The 21,481-nt window shown below is 38.8% G+C and carries 21 protein-coding genes and 2 tRNA genes; 18 read left to right on the top strand and 5 right to left on the bottom strand.

Features of this window, described 5'->3' with window-relative positions; genetic code table 11:
• The first annotated feature begins 140 nt into the window (after positions 1–140).
• Genes tsaB through tsaD form a run of 4 tightly spaced genes read left to right on the top strand, consistent with a single transcriptional unit; the run spans position 141 to position 2,876 of the window.
• Complete coding sequence (gene tsaB, locus LQZ76_RS06155; protein ID WP_230098875.1) at positions 141–854, top strand: tRNA (adenosine(37)-N6)-threonylcarbamoyltransferase complex dimerization subunit type 1 TsaB; 714 nt, start codon at positions 141–143, stop codon at positions 852–854.
• A complete protein-coding gene (gene rimI / locus LQZ76_RS06150) occupies positions 835–1,434 on the top strand; it encodes a ribosomal protein S18-alanine N-acetyltransferase (protein ID WP_230098874.1) in 600 nt (199 codons plus the stop codon). Before tsaB ends, rimI (LQZ76_RS06150) begins: the two co-directional genes overlap by 20 nt.
• Positions 1,435–1,866 carry a ribosomal protein S18-alanine N-acetyltransferase gene (gene rimI / locus LQZ76_RS06145; RefSeq protein ID WP_230098873.1) on the top strand — a complete coding sequence of 144 codons (432 nt, stop codon included), beginning with the start codon at positions 1,435–1,437 and terminating at the stop codon, positions 1,864–1,866.
• A complete protein-coding gene (gene tsaD, locus LQZ76_RS06140) occupies positions 1,863–2,876 on the top strand; it encodes a tRNA (adenosine(37)-N6)-threonylcarbamoyltransferase complex transferase subunit TsaD (RefSeq protein WP_230098872.1) in 1,014 nt (337 codons plus the stop codon). The genes rimI (LQZ76_RS06145) and tsaD overlap by 4 nt, the downstream gene beginning before the upstream one ends.
• A gap of 231 nt (positions 2,877–3,107) precedes the next feature.
• On the opposite strand, the gene LQZ76_RS06135 is transcribed toward tsaD, so the two are convergent.
• Entirely contained in the window at positions 3,108–3,794 is a 687-nt protein-coding gene (locus tag LQZ76_RS06135) for a carbonic anhydrase family protein (protein ID WP_230098871.1), read from the bottom strand.
• Between the two features lie 134 nt (positions 3,795–3,928).
• On the opposite strand from LQZ76_RS06135, the gene LQZ76_RS06130 reads away from it, so the two are divergent.
• From LQZ76_RS06130 to LQZ76_RS06095, 8 genes are all read left to right on the top strand, one after another.
• Positions 3,929–4,000, top strand: a tRNA-Arg gene (locus tag LQZ76_RS06130).
• A gap of 194 nt (positions 4,001–4,194) precedes the next feature.
• Positions 4,195–4,578 carry an aggregation-promoting factor C-terminal-like domain-containing protein gene (locus LQZ76_RS06125; protein WP_230098870.1) on the top strand — a complete coding sequence of 128 codons (384 nt, stop codon included), beginning with the start codon at positions 4,195–4,197 and terminating at the stop codon, positions 4,576–4,578.
• A gap of 219 nt (positions 4,579–4,797) precedes the next feature.
• Entirely contained in the window at positions 4,798–6,498 is a 1,701-nt protein-coding gene (ezrA, locus tag LQZ76_RS06120; RefSeq protein ID WP_230098869.1) for a septation ring formation regulator EzrA, read from the top strand.
• A gap of 87 nt (positions 6,499–6,585) precedes the next feature.
• Positions 6,586–7,830, top strand: a complete 1,245-nt coding sequence (locus tag LQZ76_RS06115) for a nuclease-related domain-containing protein (protein ID WP_230098868.1) — start codon at positions 6,586–6,588, stop codon at positions 7,828–7,830.
• 29 nt (positions 7,831–7,859) lie between these two features.
• The gene (locus LQZ76_RS06110; protein ID WP_230098867.1) at positions 7,860–8,300 is read left to right on the top strand and encodes a hypothetical protein; all 441 of its coding nucleotides are present in this window, start codon (positions 7,860–7,862) and stop codon (positions 8,298–8,300) included.
• A 54-nt stretch (positions 8,301–8,354) separates the two neighbouring features.
• Positions 8,355–8,427: transfer RNA gene (locus LQZ76_RS06105), tRNA-Val, on the top strand.
• A gap of 155 nt (positions 8,428–8,582) precedes the next feature.
• Positions 8,583–9,479 carry a UDP-N-acetylmuramate dehydrogenase gene (murB, locus tag LQZ76_RS06100; RefSeq protein WP_230098866.1) on the top strand — a complete coding sequence of 299 codons (897 nt, stop codon included), beginning with the start codon at positions 8,583–8,585 and terminating at the stop codon, positions 9,477–9,479.
• A 115-nt stretch (positions 9,480–9,594) separates the two neighbouring features.
• Positions 9,595–11,709: a cation:proton antiporter gene (locus LQZ76_RS06095; protein WP_230098865.1), complete on the top strand. Its 2,115-nt coding sequence runs from the start codon at positions 9,595–9,597 to the stop codon at positions 11,707–11,709.
• Positions 11,710–11,760: 51 nt separating this feature from the next.
• Here LQZ76_RS06095 and LQZ76_RS06090 read toward each other — a convergent pair whose 3' ends face one another.
• The 4 genes from LQZ76_RS06090 to mscL form a co-directional block, all read right to left on the bottom strand.
• Positions 11,761–12,294 carry a 3'-5' exonuclease gene (locus LQZ76_RS06090; protein ID WP_230098864.1) on the bottom strand — a complete coding sequence of 178 codons (534 nt, stop codon included), beginning with the start codon at positions 12,292–12,294 and terminating at the stop codon, positions 11,761–11,763.
• A 21-nt stretch (positions 12,295–12,315) separates the two neighbouring features.
• Positions 12,316–12,825, bottom strand: a complete 510-nt coding sequence (locus LQZ76_RS06085) for a GNAT family N-acetyltransferase (RefSeq protein WP_230098863.1) — start codon at positions 12,823–12,825, stop codon at positions 12,316–12,318.
• Positions 12,822–13,283, bottom strand: coding sequence for a tRNA (adenosine(37)-N6)-threonylcarbamoyltransferase complex ATPase subunit type 1 TsaE (tsaE, locus tag LQZ76_RS06080; RefSeq protein ID WP_230098885.1), 462 nt, complete (start codon positions 13,281–13,283; stop codon positions 12,822–12,824). The genes LQZ76_RS06085 and tsaE overlap by 4 nt, the downstream gene beginning before the upstream one ends.
• 139 nt (positions 13,284–13,422) lie before the next feature.
• Positions 13,423–13,812: a large conductance mechanosensitive channel protein MscL gene (gene mscL / locus LQZ76_RS06075; protein ID WP_230098862.1), complete on the bottom strand. Its 390-nt coding sequence runs from the start codon at positions 13,810–13,812 to the stop codon at positions 13,423–13,425.
• A 174-nt stretch (positions 13,813–13,986) separates the two neighbouring features.
• On the opposite strand from mscL, the gene LQZ76_RS06070 reads away from it, so the two are divergent.
• From LQZ76_RS06070 to pcrA, 6 genes are all read left to right on the top strand, one after another.
• Positions 13,987–14,817 carry a Cof-type HAD-IIB family hydrolase gene (locus tag LQZ76_RS06070; RefSeq protein WP_230098861.1) on the top strand — a complete coding sequence of 277 codons (831 nt, stop codon included), beginning with the start codon at positions 13,987–13,989 and terminating at the stop codon, positions 14,815–14,817.
• Between the two features lie 5 nt (positions 14,818–14,822).
• Positions 14,823–15,431, top strand: a complete 609-nt coding sequence (locus LQZ76_RS06065) for a hypothetical protein (RefSeq protein ID WP_230098860.1) — start codon at positions 14,823–14,825, stop codon at positions 15,429–15,431.
• Entirely contained in the window at positions 15,431–15,649 is a 219-nt protein-coding gene (locus LQZ76_RS06060; RefSeq protein WP_230098859.1) for a hypothetical protein, read from the top strand. Before LQZ76_RS06065 ends, LQZ76_RS06060 begins: the two co-directional genes overlap by 1 nt.
• Complete coding sequence (locus LQZ76_RS06055; RefSeq protein ID WP_230098858.1) at positions 15,633–16,334, top strand: CPBP family intramembrane glutamic endopeptidase; 702 nt, start codon at positions 15,633–15,635, stop codon at positions 16,332–16,334. The genes LQZ76_RS06060 and LQZ76_RS06055 overlap by 17 nt, the downstream gene beginning before the upstream one ends.
• A 9-nt stretch (positions 16,335–16,343) precedes the next feature.
• Complete coding sequence (locus tag LQZ76_RS06050; protein WP_230098857.1) at positions 16,344–19,160, top strand: DUF3427 domain-containing protein; 2,817 nt, start codon at positions 16,344–16,346, stop codon at positions 19,158–19,160.
• 81 nt (positions 19,161–19,241) lie between these two features.
• Complete coding sequence (gene pcrA / locus LQZ76_RS06045; protein WP_230098884.1) at positions 19,242–21,467, top strand: DNA helicase PcrA; 2,226 nt, start codon at positions 19,242–19,244, stop codon at positions 21,465–21,467.
• Positions 21,468–21,481 lie beyond the last annotated feature (14 nt).

The raw sequence follows: 21,481 nt of genomic DNA, 5'->3' as shown, positions 1-21,481 counted from the left end.
AAAAATTCAGGTAATCAATGATTTAGTACGTGGATGGGAATATTTTTGGTTTTAGTTTAAAAGCAATTTAAAGTCATCTGTTATCGTGCTATTATAGACACTGAAACGATAAATAGAACGGTTTTATAGGAGAAAAAGAAGTGAAGATATTGGCAATTGATACATCCAATCAGCCACTGGCCGTAGCATTATATGCTGACGGCCAAGTAGCAGCTTATCGTGAAACAAATCAAAGTCGTAATCATAGTTTACAATTACTACCATTTATTGCAGATATGATGACCGAAGTGCAATGGCAACCACGTGATTTAGACCGGGTTGTTGTAGCCCAAGGGCCAGGTTCTTATACCGGGGTCCGGATTGGTGTAACAACTGCTAAGACATTGGCAACAACTTTAAATATTGAATTAGTCGGGGTTTCAAGCCTTCAGACTTTAGCTGCCAATGTTGATATTCCAGCTAGCTTAGTCGTCCCAATTTTTGATGCCCGGAATGATAATCTATATGGGGCCGTTTATCAAGCTAACCAAGCAGTTTGGCCTGATCAACACACCAACATTAGTAAGTTAGTTGAATTTTTAACAACGACCACCGCCCCCATTCATGTGATTGGTGAGTACACTAACTTTGTTGAACGTTTAACCACTACGTTTGGCACGCGGATTACATTTGGTCAAGGTGATGAAAATCAACCTCATGGGGCCCAACTAGCTCGATTAGGAGCTAATTTGGCACCGGCAACGGCACCAGATTTATTTGTACCAAATTACTTACGTGTATCACAAGCCGAAGCCGACTGGCAAGCAGCACATCCTGATGAAGTAGGACAGAACTATGTTGAAGAAGTTAACTAAAGAGCAATTACATAAAAAATTCAAACAATTATTTAATAATATTATTGGCGTTAATGAACAACAACAAGCCGCAATGGCAATGAAAGCCTACCAAGTTAAAATTAATGATGAGATGTATTATGTTGGGCGGGCCCAAGTTTCAGATATTGATGAAATATTGGACATTGAACGTGCCGTTTATGATGGTGCCACACCTTGGAATAAACAAGCCTTCACTAGTGAATTACACCGGAAGCACGATCGGCTATATCTAGTTATTCGTAAAGATGATCAGTTAATTGCGTTTATTGGCTCAAGTTATTCTCGTGGAACCCAAGATATGCACATCACTAATGTGGCGGTCTTACCAGTTTGGCAACGGCGTGGAATTGGGAGCTTTTTATTAAATGTGATCATTGATAAAGCCCGACAAATTCATGCTACGCAAGTCTCATTAGAGGTGCGTGTTTCAAATACAAAAGCTCAACGCGTATATAGTGATTTAGGTTTTGAATCACTGGGTGTTTCGGCAGGCTATTACTTTGGTGATCATGAGGATGCCTTAAAAATGGCCCTAAAATTAAGTGAGGACAAAAAATAGATGAAGGGTGAATATCGCCAACCAAAAAGCGCAACAGAGCTTTATATGCTCGCTGATGCTGCTTATCATGGTTCACCATGGAGCATTGATGTTTTCAAGCATGATTTGGCGAATGAGCATGCCAGTTATTTAGTTTTAACAATTGATGATCAACCAGTTGGGTTTGTGGCCGGGACGTTAATTATTGATGAATTATCAATTTCCAATGTCGCCGTTATACCGGACTATCAACGTCAAAACTTAGGAGCGAATATGCTTCAAACGTGGTTTAAGTTATTTGAACAGGAAACTCGGGTTTTACTAGAAGTTCGGTCACAAAATATTGCCGCCCAACATTTGTACACTAAGCTTGGCTTTCAAGTAATTGCGACACGCCAAGCCTATTATCAACACCCTGTTGATGATGCTTTAATTATGGAGAAAATATTGTGAGTATTATATTAGCATTTGAATCAAGCGCTGACGAAACGAGTGTGGCGGTTGTTAAAGATGGTAATCAAATTTTAAGTAATGAGATTGCCACGCAGATTAAATCGCACCAACGCTTTGGGGGGATTGTTCCTGAAGTTGCCAGTCGCCATCATATTGAACAGGTCACAATTTTAGTGAAAAAAGCCCTCGCTGATGCTGGGGTAACTTACGCGGATTTAGACGCCGTTGCCGTGACGTATGGGCCTGGTTTAGTGGGTTCCCTCTTAATCGGCTTAACAGCGGCTAAAACGATTGCCTGGGCGCATAATTTACCATTAGTACCAACAAGTCATTTAGCTGGTCATATTATGGCGGCCCGATTCGTCAAGCCAATCGTCTATCCGGCGTTAGCTTTACTCGTGAGTGGTGGTCATACAGAATTGGTCTATTTACCTGCTGAAGGCGAATTTAAAGTTATCGGGGAAACTCGCGACGATGCCGCTGGTGAATCATATGATAAAGTTGGGCGGGTGATGGGAATTGCCTATCCAGCTGGTAAAACAATTGATGAAATGGCGCACCAAGGAACTGATACTTTCCATTTTCCACGGGCGATGGAAAATGATGGCACGTATGATTTTAGTTTTTCTGGCTTAAAATCAGCTTTTATTAACACCTATCATAATGCTGAGCAACGCGAGGAAGTCCTTGATAAAAATGATTTAGCAACTAGTTTTCAAGCGGCGGTCGTGGATGTTTTAGTCGATAAAACTAAAACCGCGTTAACGCAATATCCAGTGCAACAACTATTACTAGGTGGTGGGGTCGCAGCCAATCAAGGCTTGCGGGCTGCTTTAACCGCGATGTTAGCTGAATTTCCAACGACTGAATTTGTACCAGTACCATTAAAATTAGCGGGTGATAATGCCGCGATGATTGGGGCCGCTGGTGAAATCTTTTTCCGGCAAGGTCGCCGAGGGGATTGGAGTTTAAACGCTGATCCATCACTTGAATTTGAGTACGAAGATTAAAATATCCGGCTGACCATAGTCGGGTGATAATCAGAATTAACCTAAATAGCCGTCTTGAAGTAAAGGTCTTCAAGACGGCTATTTTTGTATGTAGCTATTTATAGTTAACCGTTAGCGATACCGCTTGGTAGTAAATTATTTAACAAATAATTGGGTGGTAATTTTGTCAAACGTTTACCCAAACGAAATCAAACTTGGTTAAGGCTGAGATTAAACGTTTTCCCTTTTGAACTAATAGACATGAACATGCCGACCGTTGAGGGGTTGGGTTGGGCGATTGTTAGCACCACATGGTAATGATTCTCGAATTGCGTCTAGCCAAGCTGCAGGAGCGATTTGGATATCTTTTAATAACACCCAATTAACTGGGCCAACAGTTGGTGGTGTCGTAAGCGAACCAGAATAGTTAAAGTAATGATTTGTCGCACCTAAAAGGTCAGCTGGATTAAAGACCACTGTGGCACCTTGAGTCCAATTTAAAGTTGGTAGCGCAGGGCCATTTTCACCGACCTTAACAAATAATCCTAAAACTAATACTTCTTGGTCACTAGTACGGTGCACAAAATGAATTTCAAGGGGCTGCATAATGCCATCAATGACATGTTCATTTGGCATGTGAACGTGAATATCTTGGAGTGAATAAATTTTATTTTGAAAAGTGAGGGTATTACTAAATTCAGTTGGTACCAAGTGAATGCTCTGGGTAAAAGTATCAACCATGAAAGTTTGTGTTTGATAATCGAGTAGTAATGAAGATGGTGCTTCACTAGCTAAGCAAGTCGCAGTATCAACAGCAATTGGTGATTGGTATTGGTACGCTGCGGCCGTCGCAAATTCAGGACAAATTGATGCCCAGTGTTCCGGACCGGTTGTTGCAGTGTAATCCCAGAAGGGAATTGTTTCAATTGGTGTACTCATGTAAAACTCCTTCTTAAATAAATTGTTAATATTATATACTATTATTCGTAAAAGTGTAATGGTAAGTTGAAAAATAAAAAAACATTGTACTTTTCGACTAAAGCCATGTATAATATACTATGTTGTTTAAATATGCGTCCGTAGTGTAATGGATATCACTCTAGATTCCGGTTCTAGCAATGGGGGTTCGACTCCCTCCGGACGCACTAATTAATACCTGGTAGTTAACTTTAGTTAATTACCAGGTATTTTTTTACGCAAAGTTAAAGGGCTTTGGTTAAGACTAAAGTGCAGTAAGATTGTAATATTAGCCTTTTATGTTACACAAATGAAATATCCGTTGTTAAATTGGCACATTGTGATAACAATTATGCAACGAGGTTAGCGTATTATTACCTTCATGAAAGAAAATAATAAGAACAACCTCATAAAATTAATTAAAATTTTGACAGTAACTTTTGCCTTAATGATGGCAGTCGTTGCTACTAATAATACTCATGCTGAAGCGTCTGTTGCATCTGATAAAGGAACTATTTTTTGGGCCGCACAACGTTACTACCACTGGAATGGTCCACAACAATACTACCTTGATCGGATTATTACACGTGAATCAGGTTGGAACATTCATGCCCGTAACGGGCGCTACTACGGCTTGTTCCAAACGACTAACGTTTGGGGTCGTACCGCACTTGAACAAGGCTGGCAAGGTATGAACTACATTCGCGCTCGTTATGGCACACCATACTGGGCCTGGATGCACGTTTTACGGACCGGTTGGTATTAAAATAATTAAAGCTGTTAAATTTGAAGATCTGGGCAAAACTGTTGGTTTTGGCTAGGTCTTTTTTGTGTAAAAAACCAAAGTACAATAGTTGATAATGCGCTATTTTTTATGCAAATTTGTTGAATGAATTTTTAGTATAGAACTCTTGATGTGCTATACTTATTCAAAAGGTAACTTGCTAAAACAAGTTAATAAAATCGGATTACGAAGGGATTATTTATGAATAGTGGACCTTTACGTGTAATTATAGGGATTGTAATTGTTGCAATCGTTGTATACGTCGTGATTTTTGTGATGCAGCGCACCACAACGAAGCGCGTAAGAGAATTACAGGATAAAAAACAAAAATTAACTGAATTAGATACGAAACTTAGTTTGGTTGAAGGTAAAAAACTTAGTTTAACGGGCCAATCTTTAAAGCGGTTTGATGATTTACAAACTGAATATAATGAAATTGAAAATGTTGATTTTAAAACCTTTGATCAAAATGCCGAAGACGTCTTATTTGAAAGTAAAGGTTGGAATGTTGTTAAGGCCAAGCAAAGTTTAAAAAACTTAAATACCTTACTTGATCAAATAGCAGCCCATATTGTTGAAGTCCGCCAAGGCATTGAAGCACTCCAACGCATGGATGCCGAACATCGCGAAGCCGTTAAAAAGTTAGAAGTAGAATATCAAGCCCTACGAAAAACGTTGTTAACTCGTAATTTTGAATTTGGGGAATCAATTGATAAATTAGAAGAGATGTTAGCTAACCTTGAAGATGATTTTGATGAATTTACGCGCTTAACTGAACAAGGTGATCATACGGCGGCATCTGATATTTACACGCAGTTGCATACGGAAACGGAACGCTTAGAACGAATCATTGACCAAATTCCAGCCATTGAAAAACAACTGCAAACGGATTTCCCCGCACAAATTAAAGAACTTGAAGCTGCGTATCAACAATTAACGACCGATGGTTATTTATTTCCTAACAAACGTTTACAAGCTGAAATTGCCGGTATTGAAACGAGTCGGGTTATTACCAATAATATGTTACGGGATTTAGCAATTGATGATGCCAGCGCGAATACTGAAGTTATTTCTAAGCAAATTGACAGTTTATATGCTCAATTTCAAGTCGAAATGGACGCTAAAAAAGATGTTAGCCAAATTAAAAAAGAGGTTGAAACATTTATTAATCATGCCCGGCATCAAAATCATTTATTAATGATTGAACTCGATCGAATTGGGCAACGGTATATTTTAACTGATCGTGAAGAGGCCAAGACGCAAGAATTTGCCCAACAAATTAAGCAAATCGAAACTGACTACCGTCAAACCGTGCTCGATATTCAATTTGGAAAAGCAATTTATAGTCAAATTAGTCAACAGTTTGAAAAATTTGAAGATGATTTAACGGCAGTTGAGACGAAACAACAAGCTATTTGGGAAGGTTTACAAGGGCTTAAAGATCTTGAAAAAGATGCTGAGAAACAATTTGAAACAGCAGCCTTTTCAGTTCGTGATATTAAACGAGAAGTTGAACACTGGAACTTGCCAGGGTTACCAATGGACTATCGTCAGCTATATGAACGCATTATTAATCAAATTGACCGCTTAGACCGGACGATGCAAAATTCACACATTAATATGCACGAGATTAAGACCCAATTGGACACGATTCAAGCTGATATTGTGACGTTAACGCATTCAACTGATCGGCTATATCATGATGCTAAATTTGCTGAACAATTATTTCAATCAGCCAATCGCTACCGGATGAAGAATCAAGCGATTGCCGCCGCCTATAATGAAGCTTTATTGGCTTACCAAAATCATTATGACTTTGGCCAAGCCCGGGATGTTTTAGGTGCTGCCTTAGAGCAAGTTGAACCAGGAATTCAAGCTAAGATTGAAGAACAACTAGGTTAACTACAAAAAATTAATACCATAGAGTGAGGAGACGACTAAATTCAATTGTGAAGGTAGTCGTTTTCATTTGGATTAAGAGGACTAAAAATGGAATTTCATGGAAAAGTACGCGAAATTGTCCCATATGACCATCGCCGACATACGGGTGGGTACGGCTTTATTAATCGCGATGATAATCAATCAATTTTTTTCTTACTAGCATGGGCGAATTATCAACCCGTTCAAGTTGGTGATTTGGTTGAATTTGAAACGGAATACGATGAAAATCAACGGATTCATGCTAATCCAGTCGGCCGTGATGAGGGCCGCCTAATCAAGCAAGTTAAACATGTACTGGATCAAAAGGGCTATAAAACTTCACGTAAAAAATTACCAGTACCAGGTGTGACTGCTATGAATACCAATATGGCGGCTGCTTATGAGACTTTAAACGCAATGCAAACGCAATTTGGACTTGATAATGATGTTCAACCAGCATCAATGTTGTCGACGATTAATGAATGGATTTCTGAAACGGTTGAATTGAGTAATAAATTTGATGACGAACCGACACTCCAAAGCATTTTGGTCAAACGTAATATTTTACCAAAACCGAAGCAGTTGGAAGAATTACAAAACTTACAAGTGATGATTCGGAAAATGAATTATGAGCAACGCGGTCGGTATTACGGTGTCCGTGGTGAACAAATTGTGCAAGCTAAACTTGAGCAACACCACTTGCAATATATTAAAAATCCAACCTTGCCCGAATTTGACGTCAATGGTAATGTAGTGGGAGCAACGGAAATTGACTTTATTGTTATTTCAATGTTTGGCATCCATGTTCTTGAAGTTAAAAATTATGGAGCAAATAAAAATCAAGAACAACGGCTGACGATTAGTAAAGATGGTCAGTGGAATCGGATTGGGGCCGCCCAAGAAAATGTGACTAATCAAAATGATTTACATATCGCTGCGGTCGAAGGGGTCTTATTTGATGCTAAGACCTTGCAAAAACTTGATCCAGTTAAATTATTAGCAACACCGGTCTTTGTAATTCCCAATGAAAATGTCGAAATTGTCAATCGGTCTAGTGAAGCGGTTGTGCGGGTGGGGTTATTATATGAAACCTTAGTTCGTGAGGTTCGCCAAAAGCGGCAGGTTGTCCTAAGTCCAACTGAAATAGCACAAGTACTCAGCGTTTTACAGGAAGCCCTTGAGGAAAATCGGGAATTTCAGTACTTTTTACCAGATGGTGAATTTTTAAATGATGCATATGAGCTCCAACGGCGGTATAATATTGCTCAATATATCTACGAACAACGGGAAAAAATATATCAAGCAATTTATTGAATTGATTGAATTATTGGAAGGTAAGAGAAATGATTTTTAATAAGAAAAAGACAGAAGTCGAAGCACCAAATGGCCAAAATGATGAATTACGGGATTTATACTTAGTTGAAGTTCAACAAACAGTTACCGAAGCGATTGAGGATCGGTTTGGTACATCAGTGGTAGTCTTTCCGGCTTTTTCATGGACCGAAGACGCCTTAACTGCTGACTTTATTGCGTATCGGCGCTTTGCGGCCCGGGTACAAGTCATTTTTAAGACTAAACACCATGATGAACAAGGTGAGCTTAAAATTTTACTTGGGGTCGGTCCATTGTGGGAAGAATTGAGTGGGTTGCTAGAAACTGAACTTCGCAGTCAAGTTGGTAAAGAATTTACCGCTGAAAACTTAACTAAGAATCTGGAATTAGCTGATCATTATTTTGAATGGTTGTTGACCCCAGAGCAAAAAACTAAATTTGGAAAAAACTAAAAATAGTGCTTGTAAATTAATATGGCTGTGCTATAATAAATAACATAGTCATTTGGAAGATTAGCTCAGTTGGGAGAGCGTCTGCCTTACAAGCAGAGGGTCACAGGTTCGAGCCCTGTATCTTCCATTAATTAAAAGCAATTGCTTTACAAGTGAAGCTAGATTCGCAATGCGAATCTAGCTTTTTTGTTTGCAATTAGGCTAAAATTATTAAAACTTGCATGGAGCTTACAATGGCAAGGTAAGTAATTATTTGGAATTATAAAATAAGAAGGTTATGACATGACAACTGATTTGATGCAAAAGTTTCCCACAATTGAAATTTTAAAAAATGAACCATTAAATAAATACACGCATACTAAAATTGGTGGACCAGCTGATTGGTTGGCATTTCCAACAACCATTACTGAAACTAAAGCATTAGTTGATTATGCGCATACGGAACATTTACCACTAACGGTGCTTGGTAATTCTTCTAATTTAATCATCAAAGATGGTGGTGTTCGCGGCTTAGTGTTAATGATGACTAAATTATTAGGGATTGAACGCCAAGCTAATGAAGTGGCAGCCATGGCTGGTGAATTAACGATTGCTACGGCTGAATTTGCTTATCAAGAAGGTTTAACGGGGCTTGAATGGGCTGCCGGTATTCCAGGTTCAATTGGTGGGGCCATCTTTATGAATGCCGGGGCCTATGGTGGTGAAACTAAAGACGTCATGAGTAAAGTTGATGTTTTGACTCGCGCAGGTGAATTCAAAACCTATACGTTAGCCGAAGCCCAATTGGCATATCGGGATAGTATTATGCAGCATAATCACGATGTTGTGTTACGCGCGTACTTTGCATTACAACCAGGTGATAAGGCAGTAATTCGTGCGCAAATGGATGATTTTAACGAACGACGGGCATCAAAGCAACCACTTGAGTTACCTTCAGCTGGCTCAACTTTTAAACGGCCAGTTGGTTATTTTGCCGGTAAGTTAATTATGGAAGCCGATTTACAAGGGTTCCGTGTTGGTGGGGCTGAAGTATCAAAGAAGCATGCCGGATTTGTGGTTAATATTGATAATGCTACTGCTAAAGATTTCTTAGCGGTAATTGAACACGTTCAAGCAACGGTATGGGGCAAATATCAAGTTAAGTTAGAAACTGAAGTCCGTATTTTAGGGGACGATTAAGTAAAAAGACTAAAATGATGTAATCATTTTAGTCTTTTTTTTGGCCATTCTTTAAATAACCATTAAGAATATGCTAAACTTAAAGGGTATAAATAAATTGACAGGGGGAAACTAAATGCCAATTTTAGAATTAGTCATGTTACTAATTGTACTTGTGATCAGTTCACATGTTATTGGGCAAGTATTACCAAAAATTCCTGTAAGCATTATTCAAATTGCTTTAGGAGTGATTGTTGCTTTGACCTTAAATGTTTCAATTAAGCTAGAAACTAGCTGGTTTTTACTTTTGTTTATTGCGCCATTGCTATTTAATGACGCTTGGCGCTTTCCAAAACGTGAGCTCTGGGAGTTACGGGGACCAATTTTTGGAAATGCGATTATTTTAGTTTTAATTACGACCGGGGTTGGTGGTTATTTAATTAGTTTATTAATTCCATCGATGCCCTTAACAGCAGCGATTGCCTTAGCTGCTATTTTATCACCAACCGATCCCGTGGCGGTGCATGCCATTGCAAAATCCGTCCACTTACCGGAAGATATTATGCACCTAGTGGCCGGGGAAAGTTTAATTAATGATGCAAGTGGCTTGGTGGCGTTTAAATTTGCAATTGCCGCCACTGTTAGTGTTTCATTTCATTTCACTTTAGGTTCGGCTGTTAATATTTTTACCTCAATGTTTACAACCACCGCATTAGGGATTGTGGTTGGATTAGTCGTCATGCAAATAATTAATGCCGCCCGTGATTATTTATTGATGAAGGGGATTGATGATATTATTTTCCACGTCGTCTTGCAATTGATTACACCGTTTGTGGTTTTCTTTATTGCCGAAGAAGGTTTTCATGCTTCCGGTGTCATTGCGGTTGTTGCCGCGGGGATTTTAGCAAATTTGCACGATAGTAAAAAAATTGGTGATTCACCAGAATTATCATTAATTACGATTAATTCTTGGAATATTATTTCTTACATATTAAATGGATTACTGTTTGTAATTTTAGGAATTGAATTACCATTAGCAACACAAATTAATACGAACAAAAATGATTTTGATTTATTAACGATTATCATGTATGCCTTTATTGTTTGGTTGATTATCTTTATCATCCGGGTCCTATGGGTCTACGGTAGCCAATGGTTACGTAAAGTCGTTAAAAAGGATGTAACCGCTGAAGTATCATTTAAAGTGGCGCTTTTATCCGGTTTAACTGGTGTGCGTGGGGCGATTACAATGGCCGGAATTCTTTCCGTACCGGTAGTCGTTGAAGGTGGCGAACCATTTCCAATGCGCGAACTCATGATTGGGATCGCCGCACTAGCCATCTTGTTTAGTTTAATAATTGCCGTCATTACGTTACCATTTGTTGCGGATAAAATTGGTAAAGTTACCTTTGATGAGGATGATACCGATGATCAAGGTGTTGATGACGATGGTGAAACGGAAGTCATTCCTAAAATGAATGAAAATGATGCACGGATTTTTACTTTACAGATGGCGATTCGAACATTAGAAGGTAAACGGCGCGAAAGTAACCAAACAACTGTGTATGATATCATTTTAAAATATCAATTTTTAATTCGGAAACTGCAACTCCAAGCACACACTGATACAGAAATTGCACCAGTCATTAAAGAAGAAATTGAAGTCCGGAAAGTCGGCTTTGACCTTGAACAGCAATGCTTAATGCGCTTACTAGCGGAGGAACGCATTGATCCGCTTGTTTATCACTCGGAAGTTCGCCAAATTGAACGCCAAGAACGGGAATTAGAAAGTTATTTACAACAACACTTTGTATTTTCAAGTAAATGGATTGAACGTTCAATTCGCAGTTTCTTCCGCTTAGTACGGATTTGGCTTAGCGATGGCCATACGGCTGAGCTACAAGCCCAATATGATTTAGCTCGCCATGAGATGGCCAAAGCAGCCATTAAAGGTTTGTCTGAGTATATTGAGCAGCATAGTCGTGAACATCACTATAAACATCAAGCGGTGTATAACTTAATTATTCAATATCGGAATCGGATTGAAAAAATTAAGTTACGTAAGCAAAGTGATCCTGTGGATACGAAACAACAGTATTCGGATCTGGCGATGGTGGCTCTAAATACCCAGCGTGAAGGGGTTAATTTATTGCAAGAAACGCAACAAATTACTAGTAAAACGGCGATGAATTTACGGCAAGCAATTAATTATGCTGAAAATGCCGTGTTAAATGAATTTTTAACGCATTAAATAATATCAAAAAGGCGGCTGGAAAAATTTTTCCAGTCGCCTTTTTTGAAGCTAAACTAATTTGATAAATGGTTGGGCCATCGCCGCACCAAATTGTTGATTAATCTGTAATAAGATATTGGCGGCCGCCACACTATCATCAAGCGCATTGTGGTGATGATCGAGTGGGATTTGGAGATATTCAGCAACCGTATTTAATTTGTGATTACTTAAATTAGGGAAAGCTTTTTTAGCCACCCGCACAGTATCAAGGGATTGATATGATGGTAAGCTAATATCATTAGCCGCTAACGAAGCTTTTAAAACACTATTATCAAACGGGGCATTATGCGCAATGACCAATTTATCAGGCGCAAAGAACGGTGCAATGACTGGCCATAATTCTGAAAACGTTGGCGCATCAATGACGTCAGTTGCCCGAATACCATGAATTTGGACATTCCGCCAATGAAAATCAGTATGCGGATTGAGTAAACTATAAAATTCATCAACAATCTGATCATTACGGACGACCGTTAAGGCTAGCGAAACAGCACTATTACGACTTGCGTTAGCTGTTTCAAAATCAAAGGCAATAAAATCCATTTAAGCGTTTCTCCTATAAAATTAACCAATTAAAGGTGCTAAATCATAAGTCATGGCGCGTAAGGTGGTGTCAGTTGGTTGCGTTTCACAATCGGCAAAACCTAATTTTTCATAGATTTTAACGGCAGCAACATTATCTTTGTAAACCGTTAAGACTAATTCATCAATTGTACTAAATGATTCAGCCCAGTAAATTAATTCATCTACCAAGGCAGTACCTAAGCCGTTGTGATAAACTTCTTTGAGAACGGCAACCCCGAGTTCACTAGTATTAGAATGATCATCACGTTCGATGGCGGTTGCAAGGCCAATCAGTTCATCGCCAATCGCGGCTACCAAAATAATATTAGTCGTGGTTGCTTGAATCAGTTCAATTTGGTGCGTTTCTTCTGCAACCGTTAACTCGTTTAAATTATTGGCAATTTCAAAGGTGGTACTTTCAGTTTGTAATTGTTTGAGTAAGGCTAATAAAGCCGCCGCATCATTTGGTTCGGCGGGGCGGATGCTTACTTCATGTTGTTCAGTAGTCATAGTTGCTCCAATATTTCGGTATAATGGGTGCCATGTGCGGTAATGGTGAGGGTTCGATTGGTTGAATCAAGGTCACGATCATCGCGTTTAAAGGCAATTTTTAAGTATTCTGTTGGTAATTCACTGGCCACAAATTGCGACCATTCAACCACACAGACACCGTTGCCATTAAAGTATTCATCGAGGCCAAGTTCATCCCCACCGCCATCTTCAAGGCGGTAAACATCCATATGGTAAAGTGGCAAGCGCCCGGTTTTATATTCACGAATAATGGTGAAAGTGGGGCTTTTGATATTACGTTCAATCCCTAAACCAAGAGCAAGCCCCTTAGTAAAGGTTGTTTTACCAGCGCCTAGGTCACCATCTAATAAGATGACATCCCCAGCACTAACAATTTGGCCAAGGCGTTGACCTAACGCTTGAGTAGTTGCTGCATCATTAATTTTAAAAGTTTTCATATCCATATTATAGCAAACTCCATCGGAAATTTTGAAAATAAAAGTAAGGGTAGCTGGTGAAAAATGCTTAGTTTTAGGATAGCATACTAAAAGAGGTTGAAGATAAAATCTTCAACCTCTTTTAATATCTTATTTGTGATTAGTTCTTTTCAATACTTTGCGTGTTTTGCGCTTTTAATAAATCACGAATTTCTTGTAAAGTATCAAGTTCAATGTTAGGAGCAACTTCTTCATCCTTTTTCTTCATAAAGAAGGTATTAATTGTTTTAACCATGATAAACAATACAAACCCAGTAATGACGAATGAAATAACGGCTTCAAGCACAGGTCCGATTTGGAAAGATGCTTGGCCAATGCTGAACTTTAATTTACTCAAGTCAATCTTGAACATGAATAAGTTAACTAATGGTAAAATAATGCCGGCAGACAACGCCTTAACAATGGCTGTTAAAGCATTACCAATAATAACCCCGACAGCTAAATCTAGGACGTTCCCCCGAAGTAAGAATGTTTTAAATTCTTTAAGCATAAAATGCCTCCTATAAATGTAATAAATAATTTCAATTGATAATACTTATTATATCATAGCCTTTACTTTTATAAAAAATATAACGCTTTAGAATATACAATAAATCGAGTGCCAAGATAGCCGCGATGATTAACCTTTGTTAAAATAAGAATAATAAAATAAATGTGAGGGTGAATGATGTATAAAATGATGGTTAGTGATTTAGACGAAACACTTTTAAATGATGATGGTACAATCAATCCCAAAAATGTGACGGCCATTCAAGCGGCCGTGGCTGCGGGTTTTAAATTCGTACCGAATACGGGGCGCAGTTTTAAATCGGTGCAACCATTACTAAAGCAATTAGCACTCTATAATTGCCCGGCTCAATATGTCATTTCATATAATGGGGCCGCAATTGTTGAAAATCGTAACAATCAAGTTATTAGCACCCGCGGCTTAGATTTTACATTAGCCCAACAAATTCTCGCTGCCGGTTTGATTGATTCGACTATTGATGCCCATATTTATACGGTTGATGAATTATATATTTACAATATCTCACCAAGTGATCAAGCCTATATGGCCGAACGGGGTGTTACATACACCTTACTGACGCAACCAGATATTGCATTTTTAGCCGATGCCGATATTATGAAAGTTATTTTTGAAACTAGTGACGATGATTTACGGTTAGCCATTAAAGCCGCAGTTTGTGCGCAAGTTGGCGATCAAGTTGAAGTGACGTTTTCATCACAGCGCTATGTCGAATTTAACAAAAAGGGGACTAATAAAGGCCAAGCTGCCAGTGATCTAGCCCAACAGTTAGGCTTTACCCTTACCGATGTGATTGCAATTGGTGATAATAGTAATGATATTGCAATGATTAAAGCCGCCGGGTTGGGTGTCGCAGTTGCGAATGCGATTCCCGCTGTTAAAGCGGTTGCTGATCATATCACGCATTTAACGAATAATGAAGGAGCCGTTGCTGAGGTCTTAACCGAATATGTCCTTAGTAACCAATAAAAATATTGATAGTTAATTCAACAAGTATTAAAACGTTGCAAGCGAGCCAACAATTAGTCGAAATTCATCATTTTATTAATCCTGATACGTATTCAATCGGGTTTATTGTGGCTCATGATAGTAAATTTTGTGTCGTTAAATCAATTGATCCGGATGGGAAAATAAATGGGCTATTGTTGATTAATCGAGCTGATATTTATGCAATCGAAGAACAATCTGATTATTTACGGGCATTAGTTGTTAAAATTGAACTAGCCCAAAAACAAGGCTACTATGATATTTGGCACGTTGAGCCCTTAATTAAACAAATTGACTTGCGCCAGATTAATTTTTTATGGACCTTTTTACAATCGACTTATCAACAAAAGCAAGTCTTAACAATTGGCTTTACTGATGATGCGGATTTAGACGCGACGGTAACGGGGTATATTAAAGCTTTAACCCATGAGGACGTGCAAGTTAATTATGTTGATGACTATGATTTGAGTTCCTTATGGACTTTAACATGTCAGTTAGAACAAATTAATTATTTACGCTTGGCATCATTTCAAACCCATGAACATGCGGCTTTAATGCGCACAATTTTTAATGAGCAAGTAAAAGGGGAAGGTTAGTGAAAATTGCAATTCAAATTTTTGTGGGCATCGTAATTATTAGTGTCTTTGTCGGGGCCACATTTTTAGGGATTAACTATCGTTTAGGGACGGGACAGTTAATGCTAATGTATGGAATTTTATTTGTTTTACTGAGTGGGTTAATGACATGGCTTGTGTATCACTTACAAAAAGCAAAGTTAGAAAGCGAGCGGGAGTACGATGAAAAAAACGGGTGATCAATTAGATATTATTGTTAAAATTTTGATTTTAATTGGGATGTTCATAGCGGTAGTATTAGTACCAGAAATTTTAGATGTGGGGAATGCGTTAGCTAAGCAGACGCCATGGGCAATGTATGTTGCGGCCGCAGTCTTTTTAGCCGTTTATATTGGGATTGCATGTTTAGGTTGGTGGATTATTAAACCTAACTTAAGTCGGCCCCAGTTTACTAAATTTACGTGGCCTGAAATTAAAATGGTTTTGATAGGGTATGGATTAATTTGTATTTTATCAATGGGACTTAATGCATTGATGAATTTAGTCTATGGTAGTGCCATGACACAAAACCAAACAAACGTGAACGATTTATTAAGTACTAATACGATTACACTAATCGTCTTTAGTTTTGCTGGGGCTTTTATTGCCCCCTTTGTGGAAGAATTTATTTTTCGTGGGATTGTAATTAGTTATTTCTTCAAACATCAAGCGTGGTGGTTGAGTGTTATTTTAAGTGGTATTTTATTTTCATTAGGCCATGCTAGTAACAATTTAATTAGTTTTAGTTTGTATGCCACGATGGGAATGATTTTAGCGTATCTTTTTAAAAAGAGTGGCCAAATTAAAGTGTCAATTGCGTTACATATGCTTAATAATACGATCGCGATGATCCTGACAATTATGACTTTAGTGTCTGCAAAATAGGAGAGAATTATGCACGAGGACTTAGCTACAAGTTTGGCGCATGGGATGTTACAAGCCCAAGCCAACTATCAAAGTCCTTTAGCACCAACTTTAATTACCAATACTGACTTTAATTTAGGCGATTGCTTAAATAATGAATTAGCGACAGCTGAGACATTTATTTTTGCAGTCGCCTTTATCACTGAAGGTGGGCTTTTAATGCTCAAGACGAAGTTAGCAGATTTGGCATTGCGAGGTGTTAAAGGCAAGATAATTACATCAACTTACTTAGGCTTTAATCAGCCCAAAATGTTTGCCGAGTTACTGAAATTACCAAATGTCACGGTTGAAATTGTGACGGATGGGGCCTTTCATACTAAAGCATATTATATTCAACATGCTAACCACCATACGATTTTGGTTGGTAGTGGGAATTTAACCGCCACCGCCTTAAAAACTAACTTAGAATGGACCGTTAAGTTAAGTTCATTAACGGAAGGAGCCTTTACCCAACAATTTCAACACGCCTTAGCGCAATTAAGTAGCCAAGCCGTGCCGTTAACACCGGCGTGGTTAGCCGAATATACCGCGCAATATCAAGCACCATTACCTACTAAGACGCCCGTGAGCACAGTTACCCAAATTACCCCAAATCAAATGCAAGGGGCCGCTTTAACAGCACTGCAAGTCTTACGCCACCAAGACGCTAACCGTGCCTTGGTAGTTTCAGCAACTGGAACGGGAAAAACGTATCTAGCGGCGTTTGATATTCAACAAGCCCAGCCTAAAAGGGTACTGTTCATTGCCCACCGGGAACAATTATTACACCAAGCAATGGCCACTTTTAAACGTATTTTTACCGCGCCAACCGATACATTTGGAATTTATAGTGGTAGTCAACATACGAGTTCCACGCGCTTTGTCTTTGCGTCAATTCAAACCTTAACGAAGCATTATGCAGACTTTGATCCAACGGCGTTTGATTATATCGTAATTGATGAAACGCATCGGGCTAAAGCACCATCATACCAACAGTTATTTACGTATTTTAAACCGACTTTTATGCTAGGAATTACAGCTACCCCCGAGCGGACCGATGGGTTTAATGTCTATGAATTATTTGATTACAATCTGGCATACGAAATTTCATTAGCGGATGCCTTAGCCGCCGATATGTTAGTGCCGTTTAATTATATTGGGGTCGCCGATTACCAAGTGGATAATGAATTAATTACTGATTTAACGGCATTAAAATATTTAGTAGCTGATGAACGGGTGGAGCATCTAATCGCTAAAACTAATTATTATGGGTATGCCGGCGAACAATTACGTGGATTAATTTTTGTCAGCCGGATTGAAGAAGGTGAAATTTTAGCGGTTAAATTAACTGAGCGGGGCTTAGCGAGTCAATTTTTGAGCGCTCAATCAAGTAATGCTGAGCGGGAACAAGCCGTGGCAGCATTAGAAGCAGGCACGTTAACTTACTTAATTGCGGTTGATATTTTTAATGAAGGAATTGATATCCCCGCGGTTAATCAAATTGTGATGTTACGTAGCACGCAATCTAAGATAATTTTTTTACAACAATTAGGCCGCGGGTTACGAAAATTTGCTGGTAAAGAATATTTAACTGTGATTGATTTTATTGGTAATTACCAAAATAACTATTTAATTCCACAAGCATTTGAATCAGGAACTATTACAGATAAAGACCATTTACGCTTACAAGTTTTGCAACCACAAATTAGTGGCCTATCAACGATTAATTTTGAAGCAATTGCCGCTCAACAGATTTTAAAAGCGGTGACGGCCGTTAAATTTGATCGGATTGCCGTATTAAAGCAGCAATTTCAAGCATTATGTAATCGGTTTGGCCGCCAACCGACATTAGTGGAAGTTTATCAAAGTAATCAAATGGATGTCCGCTTAATTCTCAATAAATTTAAAATGTATCCGGCCTTTGTTAGTAAAATGACGGGCGAAATTATGCCAGCGTTAGCAGCTGATTTTACAGCGTGGCTCCAGTTTATTAGTCAAGAATTGGCCTTTGGACAACGTCGCCATGAACTATTAATTTTACAAGCGTTATTAAAACAAGGCCCATTAACAACGATGGAAGTGTTAACGATTCTAGAAGATGAGTATCATGACCAGGCGACGTTAAGTTCAATCGTTAATGTGTTAGGGATCAAAGATTATTTCACCGCAACTGATCGCCGTAAATATGGTGACCAGCCAATTGTTGATTTAATAGGTGATACATGGCAATTACCACGATTATTTACTGATTTAGAACAAACAATGTTATTAGATGCGATTGAAGTGGGATTATTAATGATTAGCACAAGTAATGATAAGCAAAATCAATTTACGTTATATCAAAAATATCGCCGTAAAGATGTCGTTCGGTTATTGAATTGGGCGAGTGATTTACCAAGTATCGATATTGGTGGTTACAAGTATGATGTGCCAACACAAACCTTACCGATTTTTATTACCGTTGAGAAAAATGGCCAAGCCGCGACCGATTTGAACTATGATAATAATTTTATCGCTCCTAATCGTTTGCCATTTTATAGTAAGGCGAATCGAACATTAAGTTCACCAGTTGAAGCGGCATTATTTGATGCCCAAAATCGCGATATTTTCGTACCATTATTTGTTAAAAAATCGGATGACGAAGGGGCGGCATTTTATTATTTAGGGCCGGTTACAGTTGACCAACAAACAACGCAAACGACCGAATTATTAAATCAACGAACGCAAAAAATGCAGCCCGTTGTCCGCTTTGAATTAGTATTAAATACGGATGTGCCCATGCATTTGTGGGAATATTTGGTACAATAATAAGTGATATGCCAATTTTATTTTGGCCAGACAAGTCGAGGTGTGGAGGAACAATTCGTGGAAAAAAATTTTTTAGCTGGTATGAATGATCGGCAACAAGAAGCAGTTGTACAAACTAGTGGTCCCGTATTAATTATGGCAGGAGCTGGTTCTGGTAAGACGCGCGTTGTAACGCATCGGATTGCTTATTTAGTTGAAACAATGAACGTTGCCCCATGGCATATTTTAGCGATTACTTTTACGAATAAAGCAGCGCGTGAAATGAAGGAACGGGTTGGTAAACTCCTTGATGAAAAAGAAGCCAATGAAGTTTGGATTTCAACTTTCCACAGTTTAGCGGTGCGCATTTTACGCCGAGATATCGAACGGTTAGGTTTTGATCGCAATTTTACGATTGCTGATCCATCTGCGCAACGCACATTAATCAAGCAAATTTTATCTGACTTTAATATTGATAGTAAACAATATGACCCGAAAGCAGTTTTAGGAACGATTTCAAATGCCAAAAATGAGTTGATTTATGCTAAAGATTTCCAAGCTAAAGCATATAGTCCTTTTGAAAAAGTTGTAGGGCAAGTTTACGTTGAATACCAACGGCGTTTGAAATTAAGTCAAAGTGTTGATTTTGATGATTTAATCATGTTAACGATTGAATTATTCCAACAAGAACCAGAAGTTTTAGAATACTACCAAAATAAATTTCAATATGTCCACGTCGATGAGTATCAAGATACTAATGATGCCCAATATACGATTGTAAACATGTTAGCTGGTGGTTACCGGAATCTATGTGTTGTTGGGGATGCTGACCAAAGTATTTACGGTTGGCGTGGGGCAAATATGAATAATATTTTGAATTTCGAAAAAGATTATCCTGATGCCCACACAGTGATGTTAGAACAAAACTACCGGTCAACGAGTACGATTTTAAATGCCGCCAATGCCGTTATTGATAACAACGTCGTGCGACAACCCAAAAAATTATGGACTGAAAATGTTGGCGGTGAAGAAATTACGTACTATCGGGCTCAAACCGAAGCCGAAGAAGCGTTATATGTAGTCGCTGAAATTAAAAAAGCGATTGAAAATCAAACTGCCACGTTTAATGATTTTGCCGTGCTTTACCGGACCAATGCCCAATCACGTTCAATTGAAGATAAGTTAGTAAAAGCCAATATTCCATATACAATGGTTGGTGGTAGCAAATTCTACGATCGTAAAGAAATTCGCGATATTTTAGCATACTTAACCTTAGTAACTAATCCGGCTGATAACATGAGTTTTGAACGGATTATTAATGAGCCTAAACGGGGCATTGGAGCAACTTCGGTTGAAAAATTGCGGACATTTGCTAATGAAAATAATATGGCAATGCTTGAAGCTGCCCGGAATGTTGATTTAGCTAACGAATTAAGTAACCGAGCGAAGCAAAATTTTGCTGATTTTGCGGTGCTTATGGATAACTTTATTCAGCAACGAGCATTCCTTAATATTACTGATATGACCGAAGAGATTTTGGCGAAATCGGGATATTTAGAGTTTTTACAAGCCCAAAAAACTTTAGAAGCAGAATCACGGGTTGAAAACTTACAAGAATTCTTGTCAGTAACTAAGCAATTCGATGACCGGTATGCCAATGAAAATGAAGATGATACTAGTAATATGTTCGGCGACTTTTTGGCGGATCTAGCATTAGTTTCAGATCTTGATAATGTTGAAGAAACCGCGGCAGAAGTAACTTTGATGACCTTACACGCGGCGAAAGGTCTAGAATTTCCAACGGTCTTCTTAATCGGAATGGAAGAAGGAATTTTCCCACTTTCACGCGCAATGATGGAAGAATCGGAGTTAGAAGAAGAACGACGCCTGGCCTATGTTGGGATTACCCGAGCGAAGCAAAAGTTGTACTTAACAAATGCATATTCACGCTTGCTCTATGGTCGCACCCAAAGTAATAAGGCATCGCGGTTTATCGGTGAAATTCCCGATGAGTTACTTGATTTAGCTGGCGGGAATGCTGGTGCGATGGTTACTGGAACAGGACGTTCACCTTGGCAACAAGCAAGCCAACCCGTAAAACCTGCGTACAAGCGGCCAACGCAAACGGCTAAGAGTACCACGGGTACGGGAGCTGATCGCGAAGCGTGGGTTGCTGGTGAAAAAGTTCAACATAAAGCCTGGGGCATTGGTACGGTCGTTAAAGTTGAAGGCCACGGTGAAGATACAGAACTCGATATTGCCTTTCCAGAAAAGGGTATTAAGCGTTTATTGGCGGCCTTTGCGCCGATTACTAAAGTTGAGAAATAAATGAGGAACAAACC

Source organism: Periweissella ghanensis (genome assembly GCF_918814755.1).
In the GTDB taxonomy this organism is placed as follows: Bacteria; Bacillota; Bacilli; order Lactobacillales; family Lactobacillaceae; genus Periweissella; species Periweissella ghanensis.
Note: the sequence above shows the minus strand (reverse complement) of the source record. Positions and strands in the feature narration are given on the sequence as shown.

Bases quoted from the DNA above. Each gene is read 5' to 3' on its own strand.
- LQZ76_RS06070 (WP_230098861.1), top strand. From the start codon at position 13,987: ATGATGTATAAAATGATGGTTAGTGATTTAGACGAAACACTTTTAAAT.
- LQZ76_RS06095 (WP_230098865.1), top strand. From the start codon at position 9,595: ATGCCAATTTTAGAATTAGTCATGTTACTAATTGTACTTGTGATCAGT.
- LQZ76_RS06125 (WP_230098870.1), top strand. From the start codon at position 4,195: ATGAAAGAAAATAATAAGAACAACCTCATAAAATTAATTAAAATTTTG.
- rimI (WP_230098873.1), top strand. From the start codon at position 1,435: ATGAAGGGTGAATATCGCCAACCAAAAAGCGCAACAGAGCTTTATATG.
- mscL (WP_230098862.1), bottom strand. From the start codon at position 13,812: ATGCTTAAAGAATTTAAAACATTCTTACTTCGGGGGAACGTCCTAGAT.
- murB (WP_230098866.1), top strand. From the start codon at position 8,583: ATGACAACTGATTTGATGCAAAAGTTTCCCACAATTGAAATTTTAAAA.
- LQZ76_RS06090 (WP_230098864.1), bottom strand. From the start codon at position 12,294: ATGGATTTTATTGCCTTTGATTTTGAAACAGCTAACGCAAGTCGTAAT.
- tsaE (WP_230098885.1), bottom strand. From the start codon at position 13,283: ATGAAAACTTTTAAAATTAATGATGCAGCAACTACTCAAGCGTTAGGT.
- LQZ76_RS06115 (WP_230098868.1), top strand. From the start codon at position 6,586: ATGGAATTTCATGGAAAAGTACGCGAAATTGTCCCATATGACCATCGC.
- ezrA (WP_230098869.1), top strand. From the start codon at position 4,798: ATGAATAGTGGACCTTTACGTGTAATTATAGGGATTGTAATTGTTGCA.
- rimI (WP_230098874.1), top strand. From the start codon at position 835: ATGTTGAAGAAGTTAACTAAAGAGCAATTACATAAAAAATTCAAACAA.
- LQZ76_RS06135 (WP_230098871.1), bottom strand. From the start codon at position 3,794: ATGAGTACACCAATTGAAACAATTCCCTTCTGGGATTACACTGCAACA.
- LQZ76_RS06055 (WP_230098858.1), top strand. From the start codon at position 15,633: ATGAAAAAAACGGGTGATCAATTAGATATTATTGTTAAAATTTTGATT.
- LQZ76_RS06110 (WP_230098867.1), top strand. From the start codon at position 7,860: ATGATTTTTAATAAGAAAAAGACAGAAGTCGAAGCACCAAATGGCCAA.
- pcrA (WP_230098884.1), top strand. From the start codon at position 19,242: ATGAATGATCGGCAACAAGAAGCAGTTGTACAAACTAGTGGTCCCGTA.
- LQZ76_RS06050 (WP_230098857.1), top strand. From the start codon at position 16,344: ATGCACGAGGACTTAGCTACAAGTTTGGCGCATGGGATGTTACAAGCC.
- LQZ76_RS06085 (WP_230098863.1), bottom strand. From the start codon at position 12,825: ATGACTACTGAACAACATGAAGTAAGCATCCGCCCCGCCGAACCAAAT.